This window comes from Marinifilum sp. (genome assembly GCF_965230805.1).
In the GTDB taxonomy this organism is placed as follows: Bacteria; Bacteroidota; Bacteroidia; order Bacteroidales; family Marinifilaceae; genus Marinifilum.
In genome coordinates this window covers 4,432,579-4,444,636 of the sequence record NZ_OZ246019.1, presented here as the reverse complement: position 1 = coordinate 4,444,636, position 12,058 = coordinate 4,432,579, and the positions used below count along the sequence as shown (strand labels likewise).

General features: G+C 34.0%; 17 protein-coding genes. 2 read left to right on the top strand and 15 right to left on the bottom strand.

Going from position 1 to position 12,058, the window contains the following annotated elements; all coding sequences use genetic code 11:
* Positions 1–7: 7 nt before the first annotated feature.
* Entirely contained in the window at positions 8–430 is a 423-nt protein-coding gene (locus tag ACO05S_RS17310) for a hypothetical protein (protein ID WP_421919275.1), read from the bottom strand.
* A 194-nt stretch (positions 431–624) separates the two neighbouring features.
* Here ACO05S_RS17310 and ACO05S_RS17305 point away from each other — a divergent pair, with 194 nt between their 5' ends.
* Positions 625–1,224, top strand: coding sequence for a porin family protein (locus ACO05S_RS17305; protein ID WP_421919274.1), 600 nt, complete (start codon positions 625–627; stop codon positions 1,222–1,224).
* 6 nt (positions 1,225–1,230) lie between these two features.
* Here the strand turns inward: ACO05S_RS17305 and ACO05S_RS17300 are convergent, their stop codons facing one another.
* The 4 genes from ACO05S_RS17300 to ACO05S_RS17285 all read right to left on the bottom strand — a co-directional run bounded on the left by ACO05S_RS17300 (position 1,231) and on the right by ACO05S_RS17285 (position 4,174).
* A complete protein-coding gene (locus ACO05S_RS17300; protein ID WP_421919273.1) occupies positions 1,231–2,061 on the bottom strand; it encodes a YecA family protein in 831 nt (276 codons plus the stop codon).
* 55 nt (positions 2,062–2,116) lie between these two features.
* On the bottom strand, positions 2,117–2,389 hold the full coding sequence (locus tag ACO05S_RS17295; RefSeq protein WP_421919272.1) for a hypothetical protein: 273 nt from the start codon (positions 2,387–2,389) through the stop codon (positions 2,117–2,119).
* A 79-nt stretch (positions 2,390–2,468) separates the two neighbouring features.
* A complete protein-coding gene (locus tag ACO05S_RS17290; RefSeq protein WP_421919271.1) occupies positions 2,469–2,792 on the bottom strand; it encodes an NAD-dependent epimerase/dehydratase family protein in 324 nt (107 codons plus the stop codon).
* A gap of 182 nt (positions 2,793–2,974) precedes the next feature.
* Positions 2,975–4,174, bottom strand: coding sequence for a threonine/serine ThrE exporter family protein (locus tag ACO05S_RS17285; RefSeq protein ID WP_421919270.1), 1,200 nt, complete (start codon positions 4,172–4,174; stop codon positions 2,975–2,977).
* A 304-nt stretch (positions 4,175–4,478) separates the two neighbouring features.
* Here ACO05S_RS17285 and ACO05S_RS17280 point away from each other — a divergent pair, with 304 nt between their 5' ends.
* Positions 4,479–6,110, top strand: a complete 1,632-nt coding sequence (locus ACO05S_RS17280) for a SulP family inorganic anion transporter (protein WP_421919269.1) — start codon at positions 4,479–4,481, stop codon at positions 6,108–6,110.
* 60 nt (positions 6,111–6,170) lie between these two features.
* Here the strand turns inward: ACO05S_RS17280 and ACO05S_RS17275 are convergent, their stop codons facing one another.
* From ACO05S_RS17275 to ACO05S_RS17230, 10 genes are all read right to left on the bottom strand, one after another.
* Positions 6,171–6,614 carry a DUF4405 domain-containing protein gene (locus ACO05S_RS17275; protein ID WP_421919268.1) on the bottom strand — a complete coding sequence of 148 codons (444 nt, stop codon included), beginning with the start codon at positions 6,612–6,614 and terminating at the stop codon, positions 6,171–6,173.
* 90 nt (positions 6,615–6,704) lie between these two features.
* Positions 6,705–7,115, bottom strand: a complete 411-nt coding sequence (locus ACO05S_RS17270; RefSeq protein WP_421919267.1) for an acyl-CoA thioesterase — start codon at positions 7,113–7,115, stop codon at positions 6,705–6,707.
* Positions 7,112–7,996, bottom strand: a complete 885-nt coding sequence (locus tag ACO05S_RS17265) for an ATP-binding protein (RefSeq protein ID WP_421919266.1) — start codon at positions 7,994–7,996, stop codon at positions 7,112–7,114. Before ACO05S_RS17265 ends, ACO05S_RS17270 begins: the two co-directional genes overlap by 4 nt.
* Positions 7,989–8,864 (bottom strand): P-loop NTPase, encoded by an 876-nt coding sequence (locus ACO05S_RS17260; RefSeq protein WP_421919265.1) that lies wholly within the window; start codon positions 8,862–8,864, stop codon positions 7,989–7,991. Before ACO05S_RS17260 ends, ACO05S_RS17265 begins: the two co-directional genes overlap by 8 nt.
* A gap of 4 nt (positions 8,865–8,868) precedes the next feature.
* Positions 8,869–9,714: a damage-control phosphatase ARMT1 family protein gene (locus tag ACO05S_RS17255; protein ID WP_421919264.1), complete on the bottom strand. Its 846-nt coding sequence runs from the start codon at positions 9,712–9,714 to the stop codon at positions 8,869–8,871.
* A 2-nt stretch (positions 9,715–9,716) separates the two neighbouring features.
* Positions 9,717–10,055 carry a NifB/NifX family molybdenum-iron cluster-binding protein gene (locus ACO05S_RS17250; protein ID WP_421919263.1) on the bottom strand — a complete coding sequence of 113 codons (339 nt, stop codon included), beginning with the start codon at positions 10,053–10,055 and terminating at the stop codon, positions 9,717–9,719.
* Positions 10,056–10,182: 127 nt separating this feature from the next.
* A complete protein-coding gene (locus ACO05S_RS17245) occupies positions 10,183–10,362 on the bottom strand; it encodes a DUF5320 family protein (RefSeq protein WP_421919262.1) in 180 nt (59 codons plus the stop codon).
* An 11-nt stretch (positions 10,363–10,373) separates the two neighbouring features.
* On the bottom strand, positions 10,374–10,691 hold the full coding sequence (locus ACO05S_RS17240) for a NifB/NifX family molybdenum-iron cluster-binding protein (RefSeq protein ID WP_421919261.1): 318 nt from the start codon (positions 10,689–10,691) through the stop codon (positions 10,374–10,376).
* Positions 10,692–10,695: 4 nt separating this feature from the next.
* A complete protein-coding gene (locus ACO05S_RS17235) occupies positions 10,696–11,115 on the bottom strand; it encodes a DUF134 domain-containing protein (RefSeq protein ID WP_421919260.1) in 420 nt (139 codons plus the stop codon).
* A 90-nt stretch (positions 11,116–11,205) separates the two neighbouring features.
* Complete coding sequence (locus ACO05S_RS17230; RefSeq protein ID WP_421919259.1) at positions 11,206–11,970, bottom strand: SDR family NAD(P)-dependent oxidoreductase; 765 nt, start codon at positions 11,968–11,970, stop codon at positions 11,206–11,208.
* Positions 11,971–12,058 lie beyond the last annotated feature (88 nt).

Genomic DNA, 12,058 nt, shown 5'->3' with positions numbered 1-12,058 from the left:
CTACTCCCTACAGAATATCATGGATTGCGTAAGCTTGTCCCCTATAATTAACTTGATCTCCCTTTCGCTTCCCTTTGAATTCTTGTACCAATTCCGATTGGAAGGAAACCAATAAATATTGATCCCTCTTCATTTCAAGTTGCCCTAATCCTGCAAGTACAAAAAATCGAATTTTATCGGTGATGATAAGAGCACCTAACTCAACTGTATCCGATTTCACCTCCGGGTTAATTCTATCAACAATACTTTTTATTTTCTGATTATTTGCCAACTGACGAGCTAACTTTTCTTGCTCGATATGCATCATGGCTCTTCCTGTTTCGTGTTTATCTCCAGCAGTACTTTTGCTTTCACTGTCCATCGATTCTTTTAGAGATTCAAGCGAATTATTATTTTCTTGAATCCTAGCGTTTACAAAATGCCGAGCCATTTCATAAAGCTCTTATTTTATTGTTTTTAATTTTTCCATTATTTAACCCGATTTATTTACCTGTATTACAATCCTGTGGGGTGATCAAATGTACAAATTAGATTGGTTGGTCGTTTGTTTTACTTTGGTTCATTTCCTTAATACAAACTTTATTTATCGTAAATTCGACCCGTTAAACTTTAAATGCAGGCAAAATGAAAAAAATAATCCTACTCCTAATGACAATTGCTCCTATTGCACTTATCGCTCAGGATTTCGAAATTGGACTCCGTGGTGGATTTAATTTGGGTAATTATCAAGGTGAAGATAATGGTGGTCTGCACAAGTTTGGCGGGTATGGCGGCATAATGCTCACTTATAATATCAATAACAATACAAATTTACAAACAGAAGTAAACTACTCTATGCAAGGTTTTAGAGACCATGTTGATGGAGAATCATTAAAAGTAGACCTGAATTATATCACCATACCTATATTAATACAGTTTAAGCTCAGAAATTTTGAACAGTTTAAGATTATTTTTGGTCCTCAAATAGGCTATTTGGTGCGAGCAAACGAAGATCCTGAAGATTTTTACAGACCAGTTTATATTGGTTTTCGCGACTTTGCAATTCAAGAAATCTATAAAGACATTGATTATGGAGCTAACCTGGGATTGGAATATGAAATTAACGATCAGTTTTGCGTTCAAACCAGGTATTATCATGGAATCAGTAAAATATATAATAAAAGCGTTCTTGACTCGGATGCTAAGAACAGAGTCTTTTCTTTAGGACTAGCTTATCGACTTTAAATCACATTACCATTGATTTATAATACAGCAGTTTTTGTACTTTTTGCCTGAGCCGCAAGGACAAGCATCATTTCTGTTTATTTTTACCTCTTGCTGAATTGGTGATTGTGTGCTGGCAAACATCTGCTCCATTGGTTTGTAATGGTTCTTCCATTCTGCATCACGCATTTCGCAAAATGCAAGCCCTTTTTGAAAATCTGTAATCCTACCTTCCATTACATCAATATAGTACTGTAATTCTATAACTGTATGTTTGCCTTCGAACTTAGACAACACTTCCTTAAACTTAGCAAGTGTATCTTTGCGCATCAAATCTCCTAAAACCCTTATATAATGATCTATCCAATGGAAGTTTTCTTTTTCAAGCATGGCATGTATTCTATCGAACTGATTATCCTTTGCATAGTAAAGAGCCTCAAAACAGAATATGTATGGTGTTTTGTTTTTCTTTTTGATATTCTCCTCTATAAAGAACAACACCTTATCAAGAAATGCTTCAGGGTATTTTTTTGCCAACAAGCCTACCAGATATACCGCTTGCTCATTCATTAAATCCCAATCTTCTTCTATTGTAAACATCTCCAGCAATGGTTCAAATAGTACTTCGGACAAATGTTTTTCGGCAACTACAGCATACCACAAAGGTGCTGGTAACATGAGTCTGTATTTCTCAGAATAATATACTTCTCCTCTATAGGCATTTTTAAGTGCGTATACCAGCTTTTTATTTAATTCGTTACTACTTTCCTGATTTCTTAAGTAGTCGATAGCTTCATAGGGTATTCCTGTGGCTTTGGTGTCAATTATCTCGAATGCTTGCTTTGTTGATCGAATCATATTCTTTGTTTTACCGGGCAAAGATAAGGAAAAGTAGAAAAGCAAAATCAGCAAATTAAGCTTTATGCGCGCTTTCAAGAACATTCAGGATATCCTTATTCTCTAATGCATCTTTTGGAGCTCCTCTTAATCCTATCTCATACATTGCTCTGGCCAATTGAGTTGACTTGATACTGGCAGTTTTCCCAAGCAATCTAAGCAGAGGATATAAAATGCGCCAGATTTTGTAGCCTAAATTAGGCTCTTTTCGCTTCTCAACCGGATAAATATAAGCAGGGCGCAATGAAAATACATTGCTTAAATTGGCAAACAGGTAATTTTCAGCCATTCCTTTGTATTTGGCAAAAGAAAAGCGGCTTTTTTCGGAATTATCGGCTCCTGCTCCACTTAAAAAACAAAAATTAGCATCAGGACTGTATTGTTTTATGTTTTAAGGCATCGGCAAATTTACAAGTATAATCCACGGTAATCTCTTTGAATTTTGTATCAGGCACTGCGCCTGTGTATACCCCAATACAAAAGTAAACTGCCCTTACATTTTGGAATTCGTTTAGGTGATCCGAATAATCTAAAAAATTCTTTACTATTATTTCGTTTAATTTTGGGTGTTTAATACCAGTAGGTTCTCGAACAAAGCTTGTTATCTTATCTATTTCATTTGATTCTAAACAGTGTTTTAATACAATTGCGCCTACCATTCCTGTAGCTCCTGTAATGATAATATTTTTCATGATTAATCCACTTTTTAAATAATTAAAACAATTTCGCTTTGTGTTCCTAAACGCATTGGTGGAATTGCTGCACCTGTAATTAAAGCTAAGCTTTTTTCATCATTTACATTTTGTTTGTTGGCTAAAACTCACAAGTAAACACATCAGATAAGGAGAAAAATTATCATTTTCTACTTTTTGTGTTATTTACCGCGATCAATAAAGCTTCCAGAAAATATAAGCCCCCCTATAATGCCCATAAATATATATAAAATTTGTTCTCCCATATTACTATGAGAACTACCTGCACCAATAAACACACTACTTAAACCGATAAAAGCTTTACTTCCTGGTACAAGCATGATGATTCCCGGAACCAAATACACCAATTCTGGTGATTTTGTAATCTTACTAAAGATTTTACTACAAGCAACTGCTACTATTGTACCGATAAAGATACTAATCAAAATACCCGCAAAATCTAACAAGGTGGTTGCTAAATAGCTAGAAAACCCGGAAATTACACAAAATATTAGGTCTCTAGGGCGCACCTTAAATACAGGCAGTATACTGGAAGTCAATAAAATTATAGCAATATAATCAACCCATTTGGGCACATCATTAACTACCACATTTGGCTTTAAATCTATAAAACTATACAATACTGCCAAACCTAGTACTACACCAAAAAATTGCTTAAATAATGAAACCAAGGCATCAAACAATTTAGCTGTACCTGAAACTAAGCTTCTTGATGTAATTTCTTCCAGTGCAGTGGTAATGGATAAACCTGGGATGAACACAATAATAGAAGCCAAAATAGTCATGGAAACATTTATTTGCTCATATTGTAATGCTAATAAACCTGTTATTATTGTAACTGAAAACGCTACCAATGATTCTAAAGTACTGCGCACATAACTTGATTTTTGAGCTAACAAGGTAATTGAATAAACAACAGCTCCAAGTAAAAAAGCCAAAATTGAAGAAAACCAGCTTGTATCAAGAATTACACAAAAAGCTCCAGCAGATGTCATAAATGAGAACATTTCGATTAAACTTCCATAGCCTAATCGAGCAGTTTTAATGTTTTCAATTTCTCGCTTCGCTTCTGAAAAACCGATTTTATTAGATAGTACATTATTGGTAATCTCAACGATTCGTGATAATGCTCCCAAGTTTAATTCTCCAGGAGGAACACATTCAACATAGTTATATGTGTGATCGTCTTCCTCATAAAAAACATAATTAATCCAAGTAGGGGTATCCATGAAACTCCCTTTTATTCCCTTTTTCTCAGCAATTTCATTCAAATACATTTGAGATTTATAGGAAGGCACTCCATAAGTATGGAGTGCATTACCAAGCTTAACAATGAACTTGTATTTTTGAGGTATCTGCATTACTCTTTGTGAGTTTTAAACTTCAAGTATCGAGTGCTTCTATTTTAAACGGTACAAAAATACCATTAATAATATTCATAACATCATCTTATTTTACACGTGCATTTTATTTATAAAGATTAATACTTTTCATTGCTAATTTACAATAGATCAAAAAACTAGAAAGCATATCTAAATATCAAATAATTACAGACAATTTAGTCTTGATTTTCATTTTTTCAACTCACTCAAAAATTTATCAATAACGAAGAGCAACGAAAGCGTATTAGTATTACTTTTGCAGCTTAATTAATATCATATTTCAATGAAATCGATCTTTAAGCCAAAACTATTATCAGTTTTAAAAGGCTATAATTCTCAATCTTTTCAAAAAGATTTATTCGCAGGTATAATTGTAGGTATTGTTGCACTTCCTTTGGCAATTGCTTTTGCAGTAGCATCTGGAGTTTCGCCAGAAAAAGGATTGATTACCGCCATAATCGCAGGCTTTTTAATTTCCTTTTTTGGAGGCAGCCGAGTGCAAATTGGTGGTCCAACTGGTGCATTTATTGTAATCGTTTATGGTATTGTGAGTCAATACGGCTTAGAAGGATTAATGATATCTACTTTTTTAGCTGGTATTATATTGGTAGTGTTTGGTTTGCTACGATTGGGTGCAATCCTTAAATTTATTCCACACCCTTTAATTGTTGGTTTTACTTCGGGTATTGCTTTGGTAATTTTTTCCACACAAATAAAGGCTGCTTTCGGCTTACAATTAGATTCCGTTCCTTCAGAATTTATCGAGAAATGGGTATGCTATTTGTCTAATTTGAATAGCATAAATGAATATGCAATCTCTATTAGCATTGGAACAATTTTAATTAGTCTTTACGCTGGTAAATTGATTCCTAAAATCCCTGGTTCTTTTGTTGCAATTATTGTAATGACCGTTCTGGTTCAGTTACTAAATCTACCTGTAAACACCATTGAATCTGTATATGGAGATATTCCTAATTCAATTGGTTTTGATATGCCAAGTATTGATTGGAGCTTAATCCACAATTATTTTCAGCCAGCTCTTACTATTGCCATACTTGGTGCCATAGAATCACTTCTTTCAGCTGTAGTTGCTGATGGTATGATCGGAGGAAATCATCGTTCAAATACTGAGCTAATTGCCCAAGGTATTGCTAATATCTTTTCCCCATTTTTTGGAGGAATTCCTGCTACAGGAGCAATAGCCAGAACAGCTACCAATGTAAAGAATGGTGGAAGAACACCTGTTGCAGGAATTGTACATGCTCTTACTCTCTTGTTAATTATGTTGGTATTTGGAAAGTGGGCAAAACTTATTCCAATGTCTTGCCTGGCCGGAATCCTTATTGTTGTTTCATACAATATGAGCGAATGGCGTACATTCAGATCTATTTTAAAAGGGTCGCATTTTGATATCATTGTCTTGTTAATAACGTTTCTTCTGACTGTATTAGTTGACCTTAGTGTTGCAATAGAAATTGGGATTGTTTTGGCTGCACTAATTTTCATGTATCGCATGTCAATAATTAATGGTGTAATGCCTGTTGAAACCGATTCGGATGAGATCCAAAACTATAATGAAATACCAAAGGAAGTAGAAGTATACGAAATAAGTGGACCTTTCTTCTTTGCGGCAGCCAAGAGATACCAAGAAACTTTACGAGAATTGAAACACACTACATCTGTACTTATTATCAGAATGCGACATGTTCCTTTTATTGATGCTACCGGAATTAGAAATTTTACAGAAATTATTAAAACTCTGGAAAAGCGAAATACAAAAATTATCTTATCAGGTGTTAACAAAGAGGTCCAACAAGAAATAGAACGCAGTGAAATTACCAAATATATTTCGGAATATAATATTTTGGATAATTTCGATGATGCTATAAATCTTGCAAAAGAGAAATTGGAATAACAATATCAATAGAAAAAGCTATAAAAGTAGTCTGTATTTTAAATTATCAATATGGACTAGCTATTTATGATTTCTACCTTTGTACTTTCTTACTTTCTCAGTTTTATAATGTTCTTTTCCATTAGATAGATTTGATACATCAGCACCAACAAAGAATGGAGCAAAAATGAAAAACAAACAAGTTGATAAAAATATTATTATACTTATTAATTTTATACCTAATAATCCCCAAAACTTATCAAACATCGATTTAATCAAAGTCCAATGATAAATTACATGCAATACCAGAAGAAATATCATTATTAATCCGAAGATCAAATGAACATCTCCCCATTCATGCCTATCCATTCCTAAGAATTCCAAGTGCAAATACGTTCCATATTTAGTCCAGACTTCTTGCCCAGTAATTAGTACATACTTTATCAAAAATCCAATTCCAACTACAAGTGAAAAGCATAATAATAGTAACAAATCAATCCACATATTTAATTTCATTTTTCCCATACTAAGTTGTATTACTGATTAAAACTTAACTCCAATTAAAAGGCTCTTATCTTTAAAAGTGTGTATTAAAATTTACTATCAAAATCTAATTTAAAGTACCATAGCTTCACCTAGTCTATTGATTACAATTTCAGGTGCTTTTGTTGGTTTTCTAGTATCGCTTTTTACAAATACAAGCGTTGAGTTTGCTTTACACACCAATTCTTGTTTTTGATTTCTAAACTCAAAATCAAATTTAAATCGAGTTGAAGGGATTTCTGAGATTCTTGTAATTACTAACAATTCTTCATCATAGGTCACTGGCTTTTTATACTTTAGATTCATTTCGATTACTGGCATCATGATTCCATTATCTTCCAGCTCTTTATCATTTATACCAAATGTTCTCATTAATTCAGTTCGTGCAAAATGACAATAATCTACATAATTGGCATGGTACACATAACCCATAGAATCTACCTCTCCATATCTTGGTCTTACTTTACACTCTCCTACTATCATTTTAATACTTTATTTGGATCTATAAGCTTATTCCACATATTTGAGATTATTAATGCAATATCAGACTCAGGTTGAAACTCCACAATTGACTGTTGATTTACGATGGCATTTACCATCTCTTCGTTAAATGGAATTTTTCCTAAAAGTTGAATACCTTGGGTAAGAAAGAAGCTTTCCATTTGTTTTGCAATCTCAGGATTAATATCCCACTTGTTTATTACCGCATACAAAGGAATATTAAACTTTTGAACCAACTCAATTAACCTTACAGCATCATGAAAGCCAGATTTACTTGGTTCCGTCACAAGAATCACTTTATCACTTCCTGTTATAGACGCAATAGCAGCACATCCAACTCCAGGAGGGCCATCATTTAAAAGATAATCAGCATTTTGTTCTTTCGTAATTTCTTTTGCCTTTTTGCGTACAACAGTTACCAACTTACCAGAATTTTCTTCTCCTGCACCCATTTTAGCATGCAGCATTGTTCCATATCTGGTTTCAGACACATACCAATAATTGTTGGTGCTATGTTGTGAGGTAATTGCCTGCATGGGACAGATTCTTTCGCACAATCTACACCCCTCACATTCGAATGGGTTTACTATCAAGCCACCTTCCTGTTTATAATGTATAGCATCGAAACGACATTCTTTTTTGCACAAACCACAATTTACACACTGTTCTTCATCAATAGAAGCAATTCTTGCTCCTAAAAACACATTCTTCTCCTTTATTTTAGGCTGTAAAACCAGATGTAAATCTGGCGCATCAACATCTATATCGGCAAATACTGTTTTTTTGGCAAGGCTTGCAAAAGCCGCTGTTAAGCCAGTTTTTCCAGTTCCTCCTTTACCGCTTAAAATTGTTATTTCAATCATATTTCATTCTGTTCTTCAGATAAATTGCAAGTTTTAAATATTCCTGTTCTATTATTGGAGGAACATTTGCAAGCAATTTTCCTTTGGCATATTGCGATGCATAATCACGATTAAAAGGTATTTCAGCTAACAAATCAATATTTTCTTCAGATATATAATTATATACTTCCCTATCACCCAAACCAGCTTTATTTACAACTATTCCAAATGGTTTATTCATTTCATTCATTAAATCTACGGTTAAGCGTAAATCATATAAACCAAAGGGGGTTGGCTCAGTTACCAAAATAATATAATCAGCTTCAGAAACCGTTTCTACAACAGGGCAACTCGTTCCTGGAGGTGCATCAAAAATCTGTATCCCTATGTTTTCATTAGCCTTCTTTTTCAGATCCTTTATTACACGAGTCTGCAAAGGTGACCCAATTTTAAGACTCCCCTCTATAATATCTGTTTCATTCCTATTGGTATACTCTGTTAATTCCCCAATGGCATGATTCTTCTCTTTAATTGCATTGTACTTGCACGCATGCATACAAGCACCGCAAGAATGGCACATATTAGGATCTATTGTAGCATATTTTACAGAAGGAATAATTGAAATAGCATTGAACTCACAGAAGTCTTCACAGTTCCTGCAAAAGGTACATTTCGACTCATCAATTACTGGAACTGGTTGATTTACTATAGAACGATTAATCACTTTAGCATCCTTAAAGAATAGCAAATCATTAGGCTCTTCTACATCACAATCGATTAATTGTACATTCTTTGTCCACTTCGTTTGTATGGTTGAAAAAAGATTAACCGCAACGGTCGTTTTACCTGTTCCTCCTTTACCACTACAAACGGCTATTTTATAGCTCATAATCCTATTTCTTATTTTGCTTAATCACTAGATCTCTTTTTTGAACACCAAGCTTACCAGCTATTAAATCACATTTTGCTATTAGCATGAAAAACAACTTGTCTCTTTTTTCGTCCAATAAACCTTCTAAATTTCCTTGTCCCTTGGAAATTACTACATCAGCATCTCTATATAACTTTTGAAATTTGTTTGAACAATTGTCCAATAAAGTTGAGGGAGCATCATGTCCATTAGAGATTACATTACAAACCTCCTGCATCTGCACAAATTCGGAATCCTCATAGGTAACATCATTAATAATTGGCTGTCCTCTAACCACAAAGGTTAAATTAGAATGATTTAAAATTTCAATAAATAGTTTATCAAATACAATTTCACCCGCATTGTCACCCAAATAGAGAACTGACTCAGCGTTTTTCACAGCCTCAAACAATTCCTCACTCTCATTTAAAGCAAATTCTTTTTTTAAAAGAATATTAATTTCTGAGATGATATCATCAGGTACTGAATGAGCTCCATAATCGATAATATTACCTATTACAGCTAATTTGGCAGCTACACATAAAGGATTTTCAGACTCTAAAGCTAGAGATTTCCAATATTGATAATTATGGAACAAAAGTTTATTTGCCTTTAGCTTTTCGCTTGCATATAAGTTTTCCGTTTTAAAAATTCTTTTTGCCAAGCGATGCAGTAATAAACTCGAATAAGGAGTAACAAGTGACTGACCATTGGAGATTATATAGTTAGCTTCTTCAACAAATTTGTCAGTCACTTTCTTATCTGATCCGAATTTATTTGCAATATGTTTTATTGTTTTAGCCTGACAAGCTAAACATTCTGTATTCATAACTAGTGATCGCAACAATTGGCATTAAACTCAATGGTTTCGTTTAAAAAACCAATTACTAGTTCTTTAGCTTCCATAGTAGGAGCTCCTACAAAAACATTTACATTATTGGCATTGAAAATCTCAATGGCTCTTGCTCCTATTCCACCTGCAAGAACATCCGTAACACCAAGATTTGCCAAAAATGGAGGTAACTTTCCTGGCACATGCGGAGGTGCCTCAATCAATTCTTCTGCCAAAATCTCTTTTCCCTCTGCATCAATTAATGCAAAATGACTACAATGCCCGAAGTGTGCATCTAAAACTCCCTCTTTTATAGGGACTGCAATTTTTTTCTTCATTTTTCCTGTTTCTAATACTTATATACTGATTGATCTTCATGTCAAAACAAAGTTTTCTTGCATGCTGTAAATCGAATTTGCATGAAAACAAAACTAATTCCTTGTATACATTTTATTCTTTATAGATTTACATACCACTTTTTAACCTTTTACCCCTTCCTGATCCTCCTCCACTTTTGCATCGAAGACCTAATCCTTTTCCTAACTTTTTAAGTAATGAATCTGAATTCTCGGAAGTACATTTGCCAAGTTTTCGACCAGTATTTGATCCCTGGCCACCATTTCCTGTTCCGTCTAATTTTGGCATGATATCGAATATTATAATTTTAAGTTACTAAGAATGTCTTGCACTGTTTTGTGATCATCCTTTAGGATTACCATTTGTACATTAAATTTTTCGAGTAAATCTTTAGCCTTTGGACCAAAGTCACCGGAAATGACTTTACTTACACCCAATTCAAGTATATCTTCAACAACTTTGCCCCCTGCTCCCGATGACGCATTTATGTGTCTATTCTCCAGGAATTTTATGCTACCATCTGCATCATCGTAAATACAAAACCAAGCTGCACGTCCAAATCTTAAATCGAACAAAGAATTTTCTCCTTCTCCCGCTGATGTTATAACTGTTTTCATGTTTTTATTGATTTAAAAGTTCTATATTATCAGACTTGCATGCCGGACATTTACCACTCTCCATGCCTTTAGGTATATTAAATCGAGCGTGACATTTTTTGCACACAAACCAATCTTTATCCATTATCGCATTACCATAAACCGTGTTAATATTCTTAGTCTCAACCAGCGCCTCTGCAATCTTTCTTCTGGCTGATTCATATATTCTTGCAAAAGTTGGCCGTGAAATTCCCATTACTTTTGCAGCTTCATCATGTTTCATAAAATCATAATCAGCCAATTTAATTGCTTCGTATTCGTCGTAATGCAAATCAATAGAATCTCTTTTTTTTGCATTTACCCCATAAGGTCTATATCCTTTAAATCGAGGCGGTTCTACTACTTTTCTTAGTCTGGCTCTTCTAGGCATATCAGTAATTTTCATACAAACATATCGAGAATATTCTCATTTCGCAAATTTTATACAAAAAAAAAGAGATCTTAACGATCTCTTACTCTATGCAAGTATTTTTTCTTAGGCTTCCTGTTCCTCCGAGACAAAACTTCCGAATTGCTTCTCAATGCTTAAAGGTTCTGTAAAGAATAGCTCACCTACCTGTTTCGACATTACATCCGGGAATACATATTCGCTACCTTCTTTTAACGCATTTACAATATCATTAGCCACATTTTGTGGAGAATCTTTATCCATATCAAGATCTCTAGTCATATCAGTTTCAATCGGACCAGGATAAACACCCATTACCAATACATTTGAATTAGTCAACTCTCCTCTCATTCCCTGCGTAATACTATGAACCGCAGCTTTCGAAGCCGAATATGTACCTGAAAACGGCATGCTTGCCAATCCTAATACCGAAGCAACATTTACAATAGCAGCACATGGTTTATTCTTCAAATGGTCAATTAATGATATACTTAGCTTCACCAAGCCCATAACATTTACACCAAAGTTATCCTCCAAACTATCCAGGGTTTCATCAGAAAAAAAACCTCCCGATTCATAAACACCGGCATTATTAATTAATATTTCAACATCCTTAACTAATCTTCCTGCTCTAAATATTAATTTATCGTTCTTTAAGTCCAACTGAATAGGTATCAATCTATCTCCATATTCCGGCTTTAAATCATCCAATGATTTAAGGTTTCTTACACCAGCGTATACTTTTTTTGCTCCTTCCTTAAGTAATTCAATGGTTATTGCTCTTCCAATTCCTCTGTTTGCACCACTTACAAAAGCAACTCTCCCTTTAGGGGATACTTTTAATTCATTCATCTCGACCTCCGTTTTTTAGCATTTAAAAAATAACAATTAGAAATAAGACTGTTTATGGTCCAATACTAATGTTATTTAGATTCAATCT

Bases quoted from the DNA above. Each gene is read 5' to 3' on its own strand.
- ACO05S_RS17310 (WP_421919275.1), bottom strand. From the start codon at position 430: ATGGCTCGGCATTTTGTAAACGCTAGGATTCAAGAAAATAATAATTCG.
- ACO05S_RS17305 (WP_421919274.1), top strand. From the start codon at position 625: ATGAAAAAAATAATCCTACTCCTAATGACAATTGCTCCTATTGCACTT.
- ACO05S_RS17300 (WP_421919273.1), bottom strand. From the start codon at position 2,061: ATGATTCGATCAACAAAGCAAGCATTCGAGATAATTGACACCAAAGCC.
- ACO05S_RS17295 (WP_421919272.1), bottom strand. From the start codon at position 2,389: ATGGCTGAAAATTACCTGTTTGCCAATTTAAGCAATGTATTTTCATTG.
- ACO05S_RS17290 (WP_421919271.1), bottom strand. From the start codon at position 2,792: ATGAAAAATATTATCATTACAGGAGCTACAGGAATGGTAGGCGCAATT.
- ACO05S_RS17285 (WP_421919270.1), bottom strand. From the start codon at position 4,174: ATGCAGATACCTCAAAAATACAAGTTCATTGTTAAGCTTGGTAATGCA.
- ACO05S_RS17280 (WP_421919269.1), top strand. From the start codon at position 4,479: ATGAAATCGATCTTTAAGCCAAAACTATTATCAGTTTTAAAAGGCTAT.
- ACO05S_RS17275 (WP_421919268.1), bottom strand. From the start codon at position 6,614: ATGGGAAAAATGAAATTAAATATGTGGATTGATTTGTTACTATTATTA.
- ACO05S_RS17270 (WP_421919267.1), bottom strand. From the start codon at position 7,115: ATGATAGTAGGAGAGTGTAAAGTAAGACCAAGATATGGAGAGGTAGAT.
- ACO05S_RS17265 (WP_421919266.1), bottom strand. From the start codon at position 7,996: ATGATTGAAATAACAATTTTAAGCGGTAAAGGAGGAACTGGAAAAACT.
- ACO05S_RS17260 (WP_421919265.1), bottom strand. From the start codon at position 8,864: ATGAGCTATAAAATAGCCGTTTGTAGTGGTAAAGGAGGAACAGGTAAA.
- ACO05S_RS17255 (WP_421919264.1), bottom strand. From the start codon at position 9,714: ATGAATACAGAATGTTTAGCTTGTCAGGCTAAAACAATAAAACATATT.
- ACO05S_RS17250 (WP_421919263.1), bottom strand. From the start codon at position 10,055: ATGAAGAAAAAAATTGCAGTCCCTATAAAAGAGGGAGTTTTAGATGCA.
- ACO05S_RS17245 (WP_421919262.1), bottom strand. From the start codon at position 10,362: ATGCCAAAATTAGACGGAACAGGAAATGGTGGCCAGGGATCAAATACT.
- ACO05S_RS17240 (WP_421919261.1), bottom strand. From the start codon at position 10,691: ATGAAAACAGTTATAACATCAGCGGGAGAAGGAGAAAATTCTTTGTTC.
- ACO05S_RS17235 (WP_421919260.1), bottom strand. From the start codon at position 11,115: ATGAAAATTACTGATATGCCTAGAAGAGCCAGACTAAGAAAAGTAGTA.
- ACO05S_RS17230 (WP_421919259.1), bottom strand. From the start codon at position 11,970: ATGAATGAATTAAAAGTATCCCCTAAAGGGAGAGTTGCTTTTGTAAGT.